General features: G+C 72.5%; 17 protein-coding genes. 12 read left to right on the forward strand and 5 right to left on the reverse strand.

The features are described from left to right. Nucleotides 1–4 precede the first annotated feature (4 nt). The 3 genes from leuD (at nt 5) to PS271_RS21210 (ending at nt 1,837) form a co-directional block, all read left to right on the forward strand. On the forward strand, nt 5–598 hold the full coding sequence (gene leuD / locus PS271_RS21200; RefSeq protein WP_398383768.1) for a 3-isopropylmalate dehydratase small subunit: 594 nt from the start codon (nt 5–7) through the stop codon (nt 596–598). Nucleotides 599–767: 169 nt separating this feature from the next. Continuing rightward, nucleotides 768–1,013 carry an SCO5555 family protein gene (locus tag PS271_RS21205; RefSeq protein ID WP_120753894.1) on the forward strand — a complete coding sequence of 82 codons (246 nt, stop codon included), beginning with the start codon at nt 768–770 and terminating at the stop codon, nt 1,011–1,013. A 125-nt stretch (nt 1,014–1,138) separates the two neighbouring features. Continuing rightward, a complete protein-coding gene (locus tag PS271_RS21210; RefSeq protein WP_398383769.1) occupies nt 1,139–1,837 on the forward strand; it encodes an HU family DNA-binding protein in 699 nt (232 codons plus the stop codon). Between the two features lie 103 nt (nt 1,838–1,940). Here the strand turns inward: PS271_RS21210 and PS271_RS21215 are convergent, their stop codons facing one another. After that, entirely contained in the window at nt 1,941–2,165 is a 225-nt protein-coding gene (locus PS271_RS21215) for a hypothetical protein (RefSeq protein WP_398383770.1), read from the reverse strand. A gap of 9 nt (nt 2,166–2,174) precedes the next feature. Then, nucleotides 2,175–2,909 carry a 2-phospho-L-lactate guanylyltransferase gene (gene cofC, locus PS271_RS21220; RefSeq protein WP_398386972.1) on the reverse strand — a complete coding sequence of 245 codons (735 nt, stop codon included), beginning with the start codon at nt 2,907–2,909 and terminating at the stop codon, nt 2,175–2,177. Nucleotides 2,910–3,070: 161 nt separating this feature from the next. Here cofC and PS271_RS21225 point away from each other — a divergent pair, with 161 nt between their 5' ends. Genes PS271_RS21225 through PS271_RS21235 form a run of 3 tightly spaced genes read left to right on the forward strand, consistent with a single transcriptional unit; the run spans nt 3,071 to nt 6,001 of the window. Then, a complete protein-coding gene (locus PS271_RS21225; RefSeq protein WP_398383771.1) occupies nt 3,071–3,820 on the forward strand; it encodes a lysophospholipid acyltransferase family protein in 750 nt (249 codons plus the stop codon). Next, on the forward strand, nt 3,817–4,818 hold the full coding sequence (locus tag PS271_RS21230) for an NAD(P)H-dependent glycerol-3-phosphate dehydrogenase (protein WP_398383772.1): 1,002 nt from the start codon (nt 3,817–3,819) through the stop codon (nt 4,816–4,818). The genes PS271_RS21225 and PS271_RS21230 overlap by 4 nt, the downstream gene beginning before the upstream one ends. Nucleotides 4,819–4,852: 34 nt before the next feature. Next, complete coding sequence (locus tag PS271_RS21235; RefSeq protein WP_398383773.1) at nt 4,853–6,001, forward strand: D-alanine--D-alanine ligase family protein; 1,149 nt, start codon at nt 4,853–4,855, stop codon at nt 5,999–6,001. A 14-nt stretch (nt 6,002–6,015) separates the two neighbouring features. On the opposite strand, the gene PS271_RS21240 is transcribed toward PS271_RS21235, so the two are convergent. Both PS271_RS21240 and PS271_RS21245 read right to left on the reverse strand, forming a co-directional pair. Continuing rightward, nucleotides 6,016–6,519 carry a DUF3515 domain-containing protein gene (locus PS271_RS21240; RefSeq protein WP_356277883.1) on the reverse strand — a complete coding sequence of 168 codons (504 nt, stop codon included), beginning with the start codon at nt 6,517–6,519 and terminating at the stop codon, nt 6,016–6,018. Between the two features lie 20 nt (nt 6,520–6,539). After that, on the reverse strand, nt 6,540–6,773 hold the full coding sequence (locus tag PS271_RS21245) for an Lrp/AsnC family transcriptional regulator (RefSeq protein WP_030369306.1): 234 nt from the start codon (nt 6,771–6,773) through the stop codon (nt 6,540–6,542). A 137-nt stretch (nt 6,774–6,910) separates the two neighbouring features. Here PS271_RS21245 and PS271_RS21250 point away from each other — a divergent pair, with 137 nt between their 5' ends. Both PS271_RS21250 and thiD read left to right on the forward strand, forming a co-directional pair. After that, the gene (locus tag PS271_RS21250) at nt 6,911–7,882 is read left to right on the forward strand and encodes a thiamine-phosphate kinase (protein WP_398383775.1); all 972 of its coding nucleotides are present in this window, start codon (nt 6,911–6,913) and stop codon (nt 7,880–7,882) included. A gap of 176 nt (nt 7,883–8,058) precedes the next feature. Beyond that, nucleotides 8,059–8,850 (forward strand): bifunctional hydroxymethylpyrimidine kinase/phosphomethylpyrimidine kinase, encoded by a 792-nt coding sequence (gene thiD / locus PS271_RS21255; RefSeq protein WP_398383777.1) that lies wholly within the window; start codon nt 8,059–8,061, stop codon nt 8,848–8,850. Nucleotides 8,851–9,066: 216 nt separating this feature from the next. On the opposite strand, the gene rpmB is transcribed toward thiD, so the two are convergent. Further along, entirely contained in the window at nt 9,067–9,252 is a 186-nt protein-coding gene (rpmB, locus tag PS271_RS21260; protein WP_078660562.1) for a 50S ribosomal protein L28, read from the reverse strand. A 293-nt stretch (nt 9,253–9,545) separates the two neighbouring features. On the opposite strand from rpmB, the gene PS271_RS21265 reads away from it, so the two are divergent. The 4 genes from PS271_RS21265 to coaD all read left to right on the forward strand — a co-directional run bounded on the left by PS271_RS21265 (nt 9,546) and on the right by coaD (nt 15,176). Next, the gene (locus PS271_RS21265) at nt 9,546–11,495 is read left to right on the forward strand and encodes a DAK2 domain-containing protein (RefSeq protein ID WP_398383779.1); all 1,950 of its coding nucleotides are present in this window, start codon (nt 9,546–9,548) and stop codon (nt 11,493–11,495) included. Between the two features lie 72 nt (nt 11,496–11,567). Further along, the gene (gene recG / locus PS271_RS21270) at nt 11,568–13,832 is read left to right on the forward strand and encodes an ATP-dependent DNA helicase RecG (RefSeq protein WP_398383780.1); all 2,265 of its coding nucleotides are present in this window, start codon (nt 11,568–11,570) and stop codon (nt 13,830–13,832) included. 238 nt (nt 13,833–14,070) lie between these two features. Further along, entirely contained in the window at nt 14,071–14,670 is a 600-nt protein-coding gene (rsmD, locus tag PS271_RS21275; protein WP_398383782.1) for a 16S rRNA (guanine(966)-N(2))-methyltransferase RsmD, read from the forward strand. After that, nucleotides 14,667–15,176: a pantetheine-phosphate adenylyltransferase gene (gene coaD, locus PS271_RS21280; protein WP_120753904.1), complete on the forward strand. Its 510-nt coding sequence runs from the start codon at nt 14,667–14,669 to the stop codon at nt 15,174–15,176. The genes rsmD and coaD overlap by 4 nt, the downstream gene beginning before the upstream one ends. Nucleotides 15,177–15,264 lie beyond the last annotated feature (88 nt).

Raw genomic sequence — 15,264 nt, forward strand, 5'->3', positions numbered from 1 at the left:
CGTCATGGAAGCTTTCACCACCCACACCGGCCGCGCCGTACCGCTGCGCCGCAGCAACGTCGACACCGACCAGATCATCCCCGCGCATTGGCTCAAGAAGGTCACCCGCGACGGGTTCGAGGACGGTCTGTTCGAGGCCTGGCGCAAGGACCCCGAGTTCGTGCTGAACCGCCCCGAGCGCCGCGGGGCCAGCGTCCTGGTGGCCGGCCCGGACTTCGGCACCGGCTCCTCCCGCGAGCACGCCGTCTGGGCGTTGCAGAACTACGGCTTCAAGGCGGTCGTCTCCGCACGCTTCGCCGACATCTTCCGCGGCAACTCGCTCAAGAACGGTCTGCTGACGGTCGTCCTGCCGCAGGAGACCGTCGACGCCCTCTGGGAGCTGACCGAGGCCGACCCCACCGCCGAGGTGACCGTCGACCTCGTCGCGCGCCAGGTCCGGGCCGAGGGGATCACGGCTGATTTCGACCTTGACGAGAACGCCCGGTGGCGTCTGCTGGAGGGGCTGGACGACATCGGTCTGACCCTCCGGCACGAGGCCGACATCGCCGCCTTCGAGGCCGGAAGGCCCTCTTTCAAGCCCTCCACAGCCCGGATCTGACACGGATTTCGCGCCCCTCCGGCCGCCCGGGACGGCTCTCCGAGGACCCCGGATTTTCGCTGCTCACCCAGGGTTTGGCATGATGCGCCCCCTGTCTTCGGACAGGGGGCGCATCGCTCTGTTGAGGCCCTGTGAAGCGACAACTCGCCTCAGATGGCACAATCGGTGCATGGAACGCGACAGCCAACTCGAGCTTTTCCGGCTCGTTGCGGACCGGCTCAAGGAAGCGCACTCCCGGGTGCGCACACTGCAAGTCCCGGAGGGCGTACGGATGGCGCTGTCCCGGAAGCTGCTGGCCATCACGGCCGCGGCGAAGCACGATCTCTCAGGCGCCGCAATGCGTCTGGACCGGCTGATGAACGACCTCGACGAGGGCCGTTTCCCCGAAGAGCCCGACCGTGACGGAACTCCGTGATGGTCGAGTTCGTTGCGGCACAAGGGTGATTAGACCGTTTCGTGTTTGATTTGCGGTATATATCTGCCTAACGTGCGAAAAGGCTGGAGCGCATTCGTTCCAGCAATGTCTCCGAAGGGGAAGACGTGAACAAGGCGCAGCTCGTTGAAGCGATTGCCGACAAGCTCGGCGGCCGTCAGCAGGCCGCAGACGCCGTCGACGCGGTGCTCGACGCGATCGTCCGCGCGGTCGTCGCGGGTGACCGGGTCTCGGTCACCGGCTTCGGCTCGTTCGAGAAGGTCGACCGCCCGGCCCGTTACGCCCGCAACCCGCAGACGGGTGAGCGCGTGCGGGTCAAGAAGACCTCGGTGCCGCGCTTCCGTGCGGGTCAGGGCTTCAAGGACCTGGTGAGCGGCTCGAAGAAGCTGCCCAAGGGCGGCGAGGTCTCCGTCAAGAAGGCGCCCAAGGGCAGCCTTTCGGGCGGCAAGGCCACCACCAAGGCCGCGGCGAAGAAGGCCACCGCCAAGAAGACGACGGCGAAGAAGGCCACCACGGCCGCCACCGCCAAGAAGGCCGCCGCCAAGAAGACCACGACGGCCAAGAAGACCACGGCCGCCGCCAAGAAGACGACGGCGAAGAAGACCACGGCCAAGAAGACGACGGCCGTCGCCAAGAAGACCGTCGCCAAGAAGGCCGCTCCGGCGAAGAAGGCCACCACGGCCGCCACCGCCAAGAAGGCCGCCGCCAAGAAGGCGCCCGCCAAGAAGGCCACGGCCACCAAGGCCACGACGCGCAAGACCACCGCGCGCAAGACCACCGCCAAGAAGACCGCTGCCAAGAAGTAAGGCGGCGAACGGCCTCACGCGCCGGGCCGGGCTCCCCTCGGGGAGCCCGGCCCGCGGTGTGTGCGGGCGTATGCGGTAACGCCCGCAGCGCTTTCAGGCGCCGTCAGAACGTCTGCAGGGTCACCAGCGTCACGCGGCGTCCCTCCGGGGACCCCTCCGCGCCGGCGGCGGGCTCCGTGCACTCGATGCGCACCCGCTGGCCCGGCCGCAGCAGGCGCAGGCCCCCCGCGTCGAACGCCGCGGCGTCGAAGGGCAGCGGGGTGCCGTCGTCCAGGAGGACGCTCCCGGAGCGCGTCTGAGGGTCGAAGGTGTACGCGGTGGCCTGCATGGCAGCAGCCTAGTCGGCGCATGGGGCGGAGCGTTCCGCCGCGGCCGCCTCATGCGGCTGCGCACCGCCCGCGGGGCCCTGCCGCATGAGGCGGCCGCCCCATGCGCCCTGCACCCCTGCCGACGCCCCCACGGCAGCAGCCGTACGGGGCCCCACGCCCAGCACCAGGGCGGCCCGCAAATCCTCCTCCGTGTCCACGTCCCGGCGCACGGAATCCACCCCGGCCAGCCCGATCTCGCAAGCTCCCGAACCGCGGTGACGGGCGCGCGAATGTCCTTCGAACGCCGGCGCCAATTCCCTTCCCGGAGCCGCCGCCAGCAGCGTCGTTCCGATTCCCGCCGCGTCCGCGAGAAATGCGCGGGGGAATTCCGCCGCCGAATCGAGCACCCGGGCCAGTTCCGCCGGGCGCAGCGCGGGAAGGTCCGCGTTGAGCGTCGCCACGGCCGCGTCCGGCCGCCCGATCCGTACGCTCCGCGCCCCGTGCGCAAGGGCGCCGTTCAGGCCGCCGGGCCCCACGGGTTCGGCCACGACGCGCGCCCCGAGGGCGGCCAGCTCGGCCCCCGCCAGCGGATCGCCCGTGACGACCACCACATCCCGTACCGCCCCACAGGCCAGCGCCGCGGCCACCGTGTCCACCGCGAACGCCAGCGCGAGACCGGCCCGCGCCCCCTCCCCGGCCCCCCTGGCGAGACGGCTCTTGGCCAGGGCCAGCGGCTTCACCGGCACCACCAGCGTCCAGACCACATCCGCCCCCTCTCTTCGCAACAGCCTCATTGTCACCCGCTGCCGCAGCCGCCCGCGGAGCGCGGGGTTACGGTGTTCTCGACAGACCGGGGACCTGGGGCGACACTTGTGCGGCCTCCGGGTTCAGCACAGAGCCCAGGTCCCAAGAGAAGGGTGTCCGAGTGTCCCGCCACAGAATCGGCTTCTGGTACCGCTTTACGGCGGTGTTGGCAAAACCGCCGCTCGTGGTTCTGTTCAAGCGGGACTGGCGAGGAATGGAGCACATTCCGGCCGACGGCGGTTTTATTACCGCCGTCAACCACAACTCGTATCTCGACCCGCTGTCCTACGCGCACTACCAGTACAACACCGGGCGCGTCCCCCGCTTCCTCGCCAAGGCCGCCCTGTTCAAGGGCAGCTTCGTCGGCGCGATCCTGCGCGGCACGGGCCAGATCCCCGTCTACCGCGAGTCGGCCGACGCCGCGGCCGCCTTCAAGGCCGCCGTCGAGGCCATCAACAAGGGCGAGTGCGTGGCCTTCTACCCCGAGGGCACCCTCACCCGCGACCCCGACATGTGGCCCATGGAGGGCAAGACCGGCGCCGCCCGCGTCGCCCTCCTCACCCGCGCCCCGGTCATCCCCGTCGCCCAGTGGGGCGCCAACGAGGCCATGCCGCCGTACGCCAAGGAGAAGAAGCTCCGGCTCTTCCCCCGCAAGACCCTCAAGGTCATCGCCGGCCCGCCCGTGGACCTCTCCGCGTACTACGGCAAGGAGCCCACCGCGGACGTCCTGCGCGCCGCGACCGACGAGATCATGACCGCCATCACCGCCCTCCTCGCCGAACTGCGCGGCGAGCCGGCCCCCGCCGAGCCGTACAACCCCAAGAAGGCCCGCGCCGCGGCCCGCCGCAAGGCCCAGGAGGACAACAAGTGACACGCTGCGCCGTCTACGGCACCGGTTCCTGGGGAACCGCCTTCGCCATGATCCTCGCGGACGCAGGCTGCGAGGTCACCATGTGGGGCCGGCGCGCCGCCGTCGTGGAGGCGATCAACACCACCCGCACCAACCCCGACTACCTCCCCGGCACCGAGCTCCCGCCCTCCGTACGGGCCACCACCGACCCCGCGGAGGCCGCACGGGGCGCCGAATTCACCGTCCTCGCCATCCCCTCCCAGACCCTGCGCGGCAACCTCACCGAGTGGGCGCCCCTGCTGCCCGCCGACACCGTCCTCGTCTCCCTGATGAAGGGCATCGAGCTCGGCACCGCCAAGCGCATGAGCGAGGTCGTCGAGGAGGTCGCCAAGGTCTCCGCCGACCAGGTGGCCGTCCTGACCGGCCCCAACCTCGCCAAGGAGATCGCCGCCCGGCAGCCCGCCGCCGCCGTCGTCGCCTGCCGCGACGAGTCCGCGGCCAAGCGGCTCCAGGCCGCCTGCCACACCGCATACTTCCGCCCGTACACCAACACCGACGTGGTCGGCTGCGAACTCGGCGGCGCCGTCAAGAACGTCATCGCCCTCGCCGTCGGCATCGCCGACGGCATGGGGCTCGGCGACAACGCCAAGGCCTCCCTCATCACCCGCGGCCTGGCCGAGACCACCCGCCTGGGGCTCGCCATGGGCGCCGACGCGCACACCTTCGCCGGCCTCGCCGGCATGGGGGACCTCGTCGCCACCTGCGCCTCGCCGCTCTCCCGCAACCGCACCTTCGGCGCGAGCCTCGGCCGCGGCATGACCCTCGCCGAGACCGTGGCCGTCACCAAGCAGACCGCGGAGGGCGTCAAGTCCTGCGAGTCGGTGCTCGATCTGGCGCGCCGCCACGGCGTCGACATGCCGATCACGGAGACCGTCGTGGAGATCGTGCACGAGGGCAAGCCCCCGCTCGTCGCCCTCAAGGAGCTGATGTCGCGCAGCGCCAAGCCCGAGCGGCACTGACGCGGCCCGCACCACGAGGTACTCTCGTCGCGATATGAGCAGCGAGATCACCCCCCAGAGCCCTGGCCGGAAGCCGCGTGTGGCGGTCGTCTTCGGCGGCCGCAGTTCCGAGCACGCCATTTCCGTGGTCACCGCCGGCGCCGTGCTGCGCGCCATCGACCGCACGAAGTACGACGTGCTGCCGATCGGCATCACCACCGACGGCCGTTGGGCGCTCACCGCCGACGACCCCGAGCGGATGACCATCGCCGACCGCACGCTGCCGAGCGTCGCGGCGCTCGCCCAGTCGCCCGACGGCACCGTCGTCCTGCCGGTCGACCCCTCCGACCGCGAGATCGTCTACACGGAGCCGGGCGCCGTGCCCAAGGCCCTGGGCGAGGTCGACGTGGTCTTCCCCGTGCTCCACGGCCCCTACGGGGAGGACGGCACCCTCCAGGGCATGCTGGAGCTCTCCGGCATCCCCTACGTGGGCGCCGGAGTGCTCGCCTCGGCCGTCGGCCAGGACAAGGAGTACATGAAGCGCGTCTTCATCTCCTTCGGCCTGCCCGTCGGCCCGTACGAGGTCATCCGCCCCCGCGAGTGGGACGCCGACCCGGCCGCCGCCCGCAAGAAGATCACCGACTTCGCCGGCGAGCACGGCTGGCCCGTCTTCATCAAGCCCGCCCGCGCCGGCTCCTCCATGGGCATCACCAAGGTCGACGACGTCTCCGGCCTGGACGACGCCGTCGCCGAGGCCCGCCGCCACGACCCGAAGATCCTCGTCGAGTCGCTGCTGCGCGGCCGGGAGATCGAGTGCGGCGTCCTGGAGTTCGAGAACGGGCCGCGCGCGAGCGTCCCCGCCGAGATCCCCCCGGTCACCGCCCACGACTTCTACGACTTCGAGGCGAAGTACATCGACTCCGCCGCCGGCCTCGTCCCCGCGCCGCTGACGCCGGAGGAGACGGCACGGGTGCAGGAGCTCGCCATCCAGGCCTTCGACGCCGCCTCGTGCGAGGGCCTCGTGCGGGCCGACTTCTTCCTCACCGAGGACGGCGAGTTCGTCATCAACGAGATCAACACCCTGCCGGGCTTCACGCCCATCTCGATGTACCCGCGCATGTGGCAGGAGAGCGGCGTCGGCTACACCGAGCTGATCGACCGCCTCATCCAGGCGGCGCTGCGCCGGCCGACCGGCCTGCGCTAGCCCCCGCGCACCGCCTAGACGACCCCCACCGGGATCGTCTTCGCGACGGCGCCGGCGAGATCGGTGAGCGCACTGAGATCGCCGGCCCCGCCGACGACCTGCCTCGGCAGCGTCACCTCCACGAACGCCTCCCGCAGGGTGGTCGTGCAGCGGACGCTGCCGTCCGGCTGCCGCTCCGGCAGCCAGTCCACACCGTCGATCTCCACCGAGTCCGCGGCGGGGTTGTAGTGTTCGGAACCGGGCTTGATGATCTCGGGACGCTCCACCCCGCAGCGCAGGGCGATCGCGGGATCGCCCCACACTGCGGTGAAGTCCGAGACAGGATCGGCGGTGCGCCGCTCCTTCCCGCCCACGGTCTTCGGCAGCTCCTCGTGCAGCGCCCGGCAGAGCCCGGCGGCCCGCGCCGGTGGCGTGGGCACCGCGGGCCCCTCCGTGCCGCCCGCCGGCGAGCAGCCGGCGGCCGCGCACAGCACGACGACAGCGGGCAGGCCGAAGGGCCGGCGAAGGAAAGACTTCACCGGCCGAGCATACGGGGGACCTAGAGATGGACGACCGGGCAGGTCAGTGTGCGGGTGATGCCCTCCACGGCCTGGATCCTGGCCACCACCATGCGGCCGAGCTCGTCCACGGTCTCGGCCTGGGCGCGCACGATCACGTCGTACGGACCGGTCACGTCCTCGGCCTGGATCACCCCCGAGATCTTCGAGATGACTTCGGCCACGGTCGACGCCTTGCCGACCTCGGTCTGGATCAGGATGTACGCCTGTACCACGGAACCTCCAGGGCGGCTACGAGGATCATGTGGGGAGAAGAGACGCCACGGTACCGCGTCGCCGCACGGCGCGGGGAGACCCGCGCTGCCTGCGCGGCGCGGCGTACGTCACAACCGATACTCCTAGGAGGAGCTCAGTGAAAGGCACCGTGGGCGAGTTGGGGGAGTTCGGGCTCATCAGAGAGCTTACTTCCCGGCTCACCACCACCCCTGCGGTCCGGCTCGGGCCGGGTGACGACGCCGCGGTGGTGGCTGCGCCCGACCGCAGGGTCGTGGCCAGTACGGATGTGCTTCTGGAAGGGCGGCACTTCCGCCGCGACTGGTCGACCGCCTACGACGTCGGGCGCAAGGCCGCCGCGCAGAACCTCGCCGACATCGCGGCCATGGGTGCCGTGCCCACCGCGATCCTGCTCGGCCTGGTCGTCCCCGCCGAACTCCCCGCCACCTGGCCGACCGAGCTGATGGACGGCATCCGCGACGAGTGCCAGGTCGCCGGCGCCGCCGTCGTCGGCGGCGACGTGGTGCGCGGCGACACCATCACCGTCGCCATCACCGCCCTCGGCGACCTGCGCAACCACGAGCCGGTCACCCGCTCCGGCGCTCAGCCCGGTGACGTCGTGGCCGTCACCGGATGGCTCGGCTGGTCCGCCGCCGGCCTCGCGGTCCTCGCCCGCGGCTTCCGCTCGCCCCGCGCCTTCGTGGAGGCCCACCGCCGCCCCGAGCCCCCGTACCACGCGGGCCCGGCCGCGGCGGGCCTCGGTGCCACCGCGATGACGGACGTCAGCGACGGCCTCGTCGCCGACCTCGGGCACATCGCCGAGGCCAGCAAGGTCCGGATCGACCTGCGTACGGCGGCCATCGACGTCCCCACGCAGATGTCGGACATCGGGCAGGCCGTCGGCATCGACCCGCTCCAGTGGGTGCTGACCGGGGGAGAGGACCACGCGATCGTCGCGACCTTCCCGCCGGACGTGAAGCTGCCCGCCCGCTGGAAGGTCATCGGCGAGGTCGTCAGCCCCTCGGCCCTGCCCCAGGTGACGGTGGACGGCGCCCCGTGGGACAAGACCAGCGGCTGGGACCACTTCGGGGACCTGGAGCCGGGGGAGTAGCGCGGCGCGGGGGAGCAGTGCAGGAGAGGGCGGGGGAGCGCCTCGTGCGGGCGGCGGGGGATGCGCCTCGTGCGGGCTGCCTCGTGCGGCGCGCCTCATGCCCCGCCTCATGCCCGGCCTCATGCCCGGCCTCATGCCCCGGCTCGGGGCCGGGGCGGCGCTGTAGATTCGGCCTCATGCCGATACCCCCACGCGTACTGACCGTCGCCGGATCCGACTCCGGCGGCGGTGCGGGCATCCAGGCCGACCTCAAGACCATGCTCGCGCTCGGCGTGCACGGCATGAGCGTGCTCACGGCCGTCACCGCGCAGAACTCCCGCGGCGTGCAAGGGGCCTGGGAGCTGCCCGCGGAGGCCGTGCGGGCCCAGTACCGCAGCGTCGTCGACGACATCGGCGTCCAGGCCGTCAAGACCGGCATGCTCGCCTCGGCCGAACTCGTGCGGACCGTCGCCGAACTCCTCGCCGGCACCCCTGTCCCCGTCGTCGTCGACCCCGTGGGCATCTCCAAGCACGGCGACGCACTGCTCGCCGCTTCCGCCCTGGACGCGGTCCGTACGAAGCTGCTGCCGGTCGCCACAGTCGCCACCCCCAACCTCGACGAGGTCGCCTGGCTGACGGGCCTGCGGGTCACCTCGGAGGAGGGCATGAGGCGGGCGGCCGACGAGATGCTGGCGTTCGGGTCCCGGTGGGCGCTCATCAAGGGCGGCCACCTGGAAGGCGACGCGGTGGACCTGCTCACCGACGGCACGGAGGAGCACTGGCTGCGGGCCCCGCGCCACGACAACCGCCACACGCACGGGACGGGCTGCACGCTGGCGAGCGCGATCGCCAGTGGCCTCGCCAAGGGGCGCACGGTGCCCGAGGCGGTGGCGGAAGCCAAGGACTACGTGACGGGCGCGATCGCGGCGGGCTTCCCGCTGGGGGGCGGCATCGGCCCGGTCGACCACGGGTGGCGCGGGCGGCTGTAGGGCGTGCCGCCGGGGGGCTTGCAAGGCGCGCCGTGCGGGGGTACGGGGCGCCGCATGAGGCGCGGTCCGGAGGAGGAGGGAAGCAGGATCCGGGTACGGCGAAAAGCCGGCCCACCGTGAGGTGGACCGGCTCTCAAGGCAACCGGATGGGCTGCGCTACGACATAACGTCACAGCGAGACCGGCTTCCCCCGCTTGCGCGGGGGACAGCACTCGCTTAGCGCGAGACCTTGTCGGCCTTGATGCACGAGGTGCAGACGTTGAGCCGCTTCGGCGTCCCACCGACCACAGCACGCACCCGCTGGATGTTGGGGTTCCAACGACGGGGGGTACGGCGGTGCGAGTGCGAAATAGCGTTGCCGAAGCCCGGCCCCTTGCCGCAGACGTCGCAGTTGGCAGCCACGGGTTACTCCAAAGACGGGTCACCCCCGCTCACGCGGAGACGACAGGCACGTACGGAAAATCCCTGCGTGCCGAAATCTGTAGTGACCGGCATTACCAGGGGGTATGGCCTGATTCTCATCAGGCAACCGGAGCAGCATACAACGACTGCTCCCGTTCAACGAAACTACCATGGCTGCCCGGGCTGTGACTTATCGTCCCGCCCCCCGGCCGCCCGCCTTCCCGCCGGGGCCCGCCCCGGGGCTAGTCTGCGATCACCGTTCCACAGCCCCAGGGAGTCCGAGGAGGACACACGTGCCGCACACGCTCGACGCCGCTGCGGTACGCACCTGGTGCGCGCTGGCCCTCGACGCACTGGGGCGGGCCCGCGAGGAGATCGACGCCATCAACGTCTATCCCGTCCCGGACGGCGACACGGGCACCAACCTGTACCTGACCGTCGAATCCGCCGCCCGGGCCGTCGACGCGGTCTTCGACGGCCACGCCACCACCGGCCCCGCCTCCCGCCCCACGCTCCCCGACGCCGTCCGTGCCATGGCGCACGGCGCCCTCATAGGCGCGCGCGGCAACTCCGGCACCATCCTGGCCCAGCTGCTGCGCGGCATGGCCGAGGTCCTGGCGGAGGACGTAGATGCAGCCTCAGACGCGGAGAGCGCTGGGGGCACGGACGACGACACGGAGGCCGCGGCGCCGCCGCATGAGGCGGCGGGCGATCGGCACGAGGCCCGCCGCGGGGGGCACGAGGCCAAGCGCGTGCCCCTCAAGGCCGCGAGCGGGCATGAGGCCACGAGTGGCCCGCACGAGGCCCGCCTCATGCCCCCCGCCGGCACCCGCACGGGGCACCCCGCCGGCCACGACGCCGAGCAGCTGCGCCGCGCCCTGCGGCGGGCCGTGGAGTCCGCCTACGAAGGTGTCGCCCGCCCCGTCGAAGGCACCATCCTCACCGTCGCCGCGGCCGCGGCGGATGCCGCAGCCGAAGCTCAGGGCGACAGTGCCGCCGTGGCCCGCGCCGCGGACGAGGCCGCCCGTTCCGCCCTCGCGATGACCCCCGGCCAGCTCGACGCCCTCGGCCGGGCCGGAGTCGTCGACTCCGGCGGCCTGGGCCTCGTCGAGGTGATCGGCGCCCTCGCCCGGGCCCTGTCCGGCGAGACGGCCCCATGGGGCCCGCGTGGGGCGCGCGCGTGGACGCGTCCCCCCGCCCCGTACCGGCAGCACGCCGAGCCGGCCCCGCCTCATGCCGAGCCCCGGCCCCAGGCCCCCGCCCACGGCCCCGTGCCCTGCCCCGCCACCGCCCCGGGCGGCAGCACCACGCCCGCCTTCGAGGTCATCTACCTCCTCGACGCCGACGACACCGCCATCCCCGGCCTCCGCACCCGCCTCGACGCCCTGGGCGACTCCCTCGTCGTCGTCGGCGGCGACGGCCTGTGGAACGTCCACGTCCACGTGGACGACGCCGGAGCAGCCGTCGAAGCCGGCATCGACGCGGGCCGCCCCCACCGCATCCGCATCACGCACTTCGCCGGCTCCGGCAGCACCGCGGCAGCCCCCGGCGAACCGGCCGCGGCCCGTACCCGCGAGCCCGCCCAGCGCGCCGTCGTAGCGGTCGTCCCCGGCGAGGGCCTCGCCGCCCTGTGCGCCGAAGCCGGCGCCACCGCCGTCGCGACCCGCCCCGGGGAACCCCCCGCCAGCGGCGAGCTCGTCGACGCCATCCGGCGCGCCAACGCCCGCGAGGTCGTCCTGCTGCCCAACGACCCCGAACTGCATCACACCGCGGCCGCCGCAGCCGAGCAGGCCCGCACCGAGGGCGTCCGCGTCGCCCTCATCCCGACCCGCGCCGCCGTCCAGGGCATCGCCGCGCTCGCCGTCCACGAGCCCGCACGCCGCTTCGACGAGGACGTCGTGGCGATGACCTCCGCCGCGGGCGCCACCCGCTACGCCGAGCTCGCCGTCGCCGAGCGGCAGGCCTGGACCATGGCCGGCGTCTGCCAGGCCGGCGACGTGCTCGGCCTCATCGACGGCGACGTGGTCGTCATCGGCTCCGACCTCGCCGTCACCGCCGGCACCGTCCTCGACCGCATGCTCGCCGCGGGCGGCGAGATGGTCACCCTCGTCCTCGGCGCGGACGTCCCCGACGCCGTCGCCGACCGCCTGGAGCGGCACGTACGGGGCGGGCACCTCGCCGTCGACACGGTCGTCTACCGGGGCGGACAGCAGTCGCCCCCGCTGCTCATCGGCATCGAATGACCCCCCGGCGGCACCGGCCGGACCACGGCTGACGGCGCCGCGTGACGCGGCCTGTCAGTGCCGTGGTGTGCAATGGGACCCGTGCCCGCGCTTCATGAACCCCTGAAGAAGATCCTCGGCGGCAGCACCGCGAAGGTGATGGCCGAGCACCTCGACCTGCACACGGCCGGCGATCTGCTGCACCACTACCCGCGCCGCTACGCCGAGCGCGGTGAGCTGACCCGCCTCGCGGACCTGCCGCTGGACGAGCACGTCACCGTCGTCGCCCAGGTCGCCAAAGCCGCCATGAAGACCTTCAACCACGGCAAGGGCGTCCGCCTGGAAGTCGTGGTCACCGACGGCAGCGGCTCCCTGACGCTCGTCTTCTTCGGCCGCGGCGCCTACGCGCGGGAGAAGGAGCTGATCCCCGGCCGCCGCGGCATGTTCGCCGGCAAGGTCTCCGTCTTCAACCGCACCCGCCAGCTCCTCCACCCCGACTACGAGCTCCTGGACCGCGACAGCGGAGCCGACGCCGCGGAGGCCTTCGCGGGCCGCCTGCTGCCGATCTACCCCGCCTGCAAGCAGTTCCAGTCGTGGAAGCTCACCAAGGCCGTCGACACCCTGCTGGACCTCTTCGAGGCCGAGCAGTGGGAGGGCCTCACCGACCCGCTGCCCCCGTCCCTGCGCGACGGCCGCGGCCTCGCGGAGCTCCCCGACGCCTTCCGCAAGGTCCACCGGCCCCGCACCAAGGCCGACATCGAGGACGCCAGGGCCCGCCTGAAGTGGGACGAGGCGTTCGTCCTCCAGGTCGCTCTCGCCCGCCGCCGGCACGCCGACTCCCAGCTGCCCGCCGTCGCCCGCAAGCCCGTGGCCGGCGGCATCCTCGACGCCTTCGACGCCAAGCTGCCCTTCGCCCTCACCGAGGGCCAGCGCACCGTCTCCGCGGAGATCTTCGACGACCTGGCCACCGAGCACCCCATGCACCGCCTCCTCCAGGGAGAGGTGGGCTCCGGCAAGACCATGGTGGCGCTGCGCGCCATGCTCGGCGTCGTCGACGCGGGCGGCCAGGCCGCCATGCTCGCCCCCACCGAAGTGCTCGCCCAGCAGCACCACCGCTCCGTCGTCGAGATGATGGGGGAGCTCGCCGAGGGCGGCATGCTCGGCGGCGCTGAGCACGGCACCAAGGTCGTGCTGCTCACGGGCTCCATGGGGACGGCGGCCCGGCGGCAGGCGCTGCTCGACCTCGTCACCGGCGAGGCCGGCATCGTCATCGGCACCCACGCCCTCATCGAGGACAAGGTGCAGTTCCACGACCTCGGCCTGGTCGTCGTGGACGAGCAGCACCGCTTCGGCGTCGAGCAGCGGGACGCCCTCCGCTCCAAGGGCAAGCAACCGCCGCACCTCCTGGTGATGACCGCGACCCCCATCCCGCGCACCGTCGCCATGACCGTCTTCGGCGACCTGGAGACCTCCGTCCTGGACCAGCTGCCCGCCGGCCGCTCGCCCATCGCCACCCACGTGGTGCCCGCGAAGGACAAGCCCCACTTCCTGGCGCGCACCTGGGAGCGGGTCCGCGAGGAGATCGAGGGCGGGCACCAGGCGTACGTGGTCTGCCCCCGCATCGGCGACGACCTGGGGGAGGAGAACGGGACCAAGGCGGCCGCGAAGCGGGGCTCCGGTGGTTCCGGCTCCGGCGGCACCAAGGGCGACGCTGAGCAAGGCGCTGAAGGGGACGGTGAGCGGCGTCCGCCCCTCGCCGTCGTGGATGTCGCCGAGCAGCTCACCAAGGGGCCTCTGAAGGGGCTCCGCGTGGAGGTGCTGCACGGCCGCATGCAGCCCGAGGCGAAAGACGACGTGATGCGCCGCTTCGCCGCCGGCGAGGTGGACGTCCTGGTCGCCACGACCGTCATCGAGGTCGGTGTGAACGTGCCCAACTCCACCGTCATGGTGATCATGGATGCGGACCGGTTCGGGGTCTCCCAGCTCCACCAGCTCCGCGGCCGCGTCGGGCGCGGCTCCGCCCCGGGCCTGTGCCTGCTCGTCACCGACGCCCCCGAGGCGAGCCCCGCCCGCGCCCGCCTCGCCGCCGTCGCGGGCACGCTGGACGGCTTCGAGCTGTCCCGCATCGACCTCGAACAGCGCCGCGAGGGCGACGTCCTCGGCCAGGCCCAGTCCGGCGTGCGCTCGTCCCTGCGCATGCTCGCCGTCATCGACGACGAGGAGATCATCGCTGCGGCCCGCGAAGAGGCCGCCGCGGTCGTCGCCGCCGACCCGGAGCTGGAGGGGCTCCCCGAGCTGCGCACCGCCCTGGACGCCCTCCTGGACGAGGAGCGCGAGCAGTACCTGGACAAGGGCTGACGTACGGCGGACAAGGGCTGTACCTACGGCCCGTGACGTACAGCTGAGGGGCGCGGTGCCTCGCGCGCCGCGGCGGACCCGCAAGCAGGCGCCCCAGCCTTCGTGGAGCCCCTCGGCAAGGGCCCCGCGGAGGCGCCCGCCGGGCGCCGACGCCCTAGGCTGAAGGGGCGGTGCCCGACTTGCCGACCGTCAGGCCGCCGCCGCTCCGTCACACCGTCGCGAAGGACCGAGGACCCCCATGACCCGCGTGATCGCCGGCACCGCCGGCGGACGCCGCCTCGCCGTGCCGCCCGGCACCGGCACCCGCCCCACCTCCGACCGGGCGCGCGAGGGCCTGTTCTCCACCCTGGAGTCCCTCCTGGGCACCCTCCACGGCACCCGCGTCCTCGACCTGTACGGCGGCTCGGGCGCGGTCGGCCTGGAGGCGCTCTCCCGCGGCGCCGCGCACGTCCTGCTGGTGGAGTCCGACGCCCGCGCGGTGCGCACCATCCGGGAGAACGTCCGCGCCCTCGGCCTCCCCGGCGCCGAGGTCCGCGCCGGCAAGGCCGAGCAGACCATCGCCGGCCCCGCGCCCGCCGCCCCGTACGACGTGGTCTTCCTGGACCCGCCCTACGCCGTCACCGACGAGGCGCTCCGCGAGATTCTCGTCACACTCCGTACCGGAGGGTGGCTTGCCGACGAGGTGCTGGTCACCGTGGAGCGCAGCACCAGAGGCGGGGAATTCCCCTGGCCGGACGGTTTCGAGGCACTGAGGGCCCGTCGTTACGGCGAGGGGACGCTTTGGTACGGTCGCGCCGCCTCGACGTGCGCCGAAGAGACATCTCCCCGCGCGTCATGAATGGACCGGAGAGCGAGGAGACACCGTTGCGCCGCGCCGTCTGTCCGGGGTCGTTCGACCCCGTCACCAATGGACACCTCGACATCATCGCCCGCGCTTCCAGGCTGTACGACGTCGTCCACGTCGCAGTGATGATCAACCAGTCGAAGCAGGGACTGTTCACGGTCGAGGAGCGGATAGACCTGCTCCGCCGAGTCACGGCCGAGTACGGGAACGTGAAGGTCGAGTCCTTCCACGGCCTGCTCGTCGACTTCTGCAAGCAGCGCGACATCCCCGCCATCGTCAAGGGGCTGCGGGCGGTCAGCGACTTCGACTACGAGCTCCAGATGGCCCAGATGAACAACGGGCTCTCGGGCGTCGAGACCCTGTTCGTCCCCACCAACCCGACGTACAGCTTCCTGTCGTCCAGCCTGGTCAAGGAGGTCGCCGCCTGGGGCGGCGACGTCTCCCACCTGGTGCCCCCGCTGGTGCTGGAAGCGCTCACACAGCGCCTCGGCGAGCGCTGACGCCCGCCCCTCCGCCGGCGGCTGTCGGGCGGGGGCCGACTGCCCGTACAGTCGTCCCCGTTCGTGTCGTCCGGCAGAAGAAAGTGGC

This window comes from Streptomyces sp. SCA2-17, from assembly GCF_044336695.1.

Coding starts and splice junctions, on each gene's coding strand:
- leuD (WP_398383768.1), top strand. CDS start 5: ATGGAAGCTTTCACCACCCACACCGGCCGCGCCGTACCGCTGCGCCGC.
- PS271_RS21205 (WP_120753894.1), top strand. CDS start 768: ATGGAACGCGACAGCCAACTCGAGCTTTTCCGGCTCGTTGCGGACCGG.
- PS271_RS21215 (WP_398383770.1), bottom strand. CDS start 2,165: ATGCAGGCCACCGCGTACACCTTCGACCCTCAGACGCGCTCCGGGAGC.
- PS271_RS21235 (WP_398383773.1), top strand. CDS start 4,853: ATGAGCAGCGAGATCACCCCCCAGAGCCCTGGCCGGAAGCCGCGTGTG.
- thiD (WP_398383777.1), top strand. CDS start 8,059: ATGCCGATACCCCCACGCGTACTGACCGTCGCCGGATCCGACTCCGGC.
- recG (WP_398383780.1), top strand. CDS start 11,568: ATGGGACCCGTGCCCGCGCTTCATGAACCCCTGAAGAAGATCCTCGGC.
- rsmD (WP_398383782.1), top strand. CDS start 14,071: ATGACCCGCGTGATCGCCGGCACCGCCGGCGGACGCCGCCTCGCCGTG.
- coaD (WP_120753904.1), top strand. CDS start 14,667: ATGAATGGACCGGAGAGCGAGGAGACACCGTTGCGCCGCGCCGTCTGT.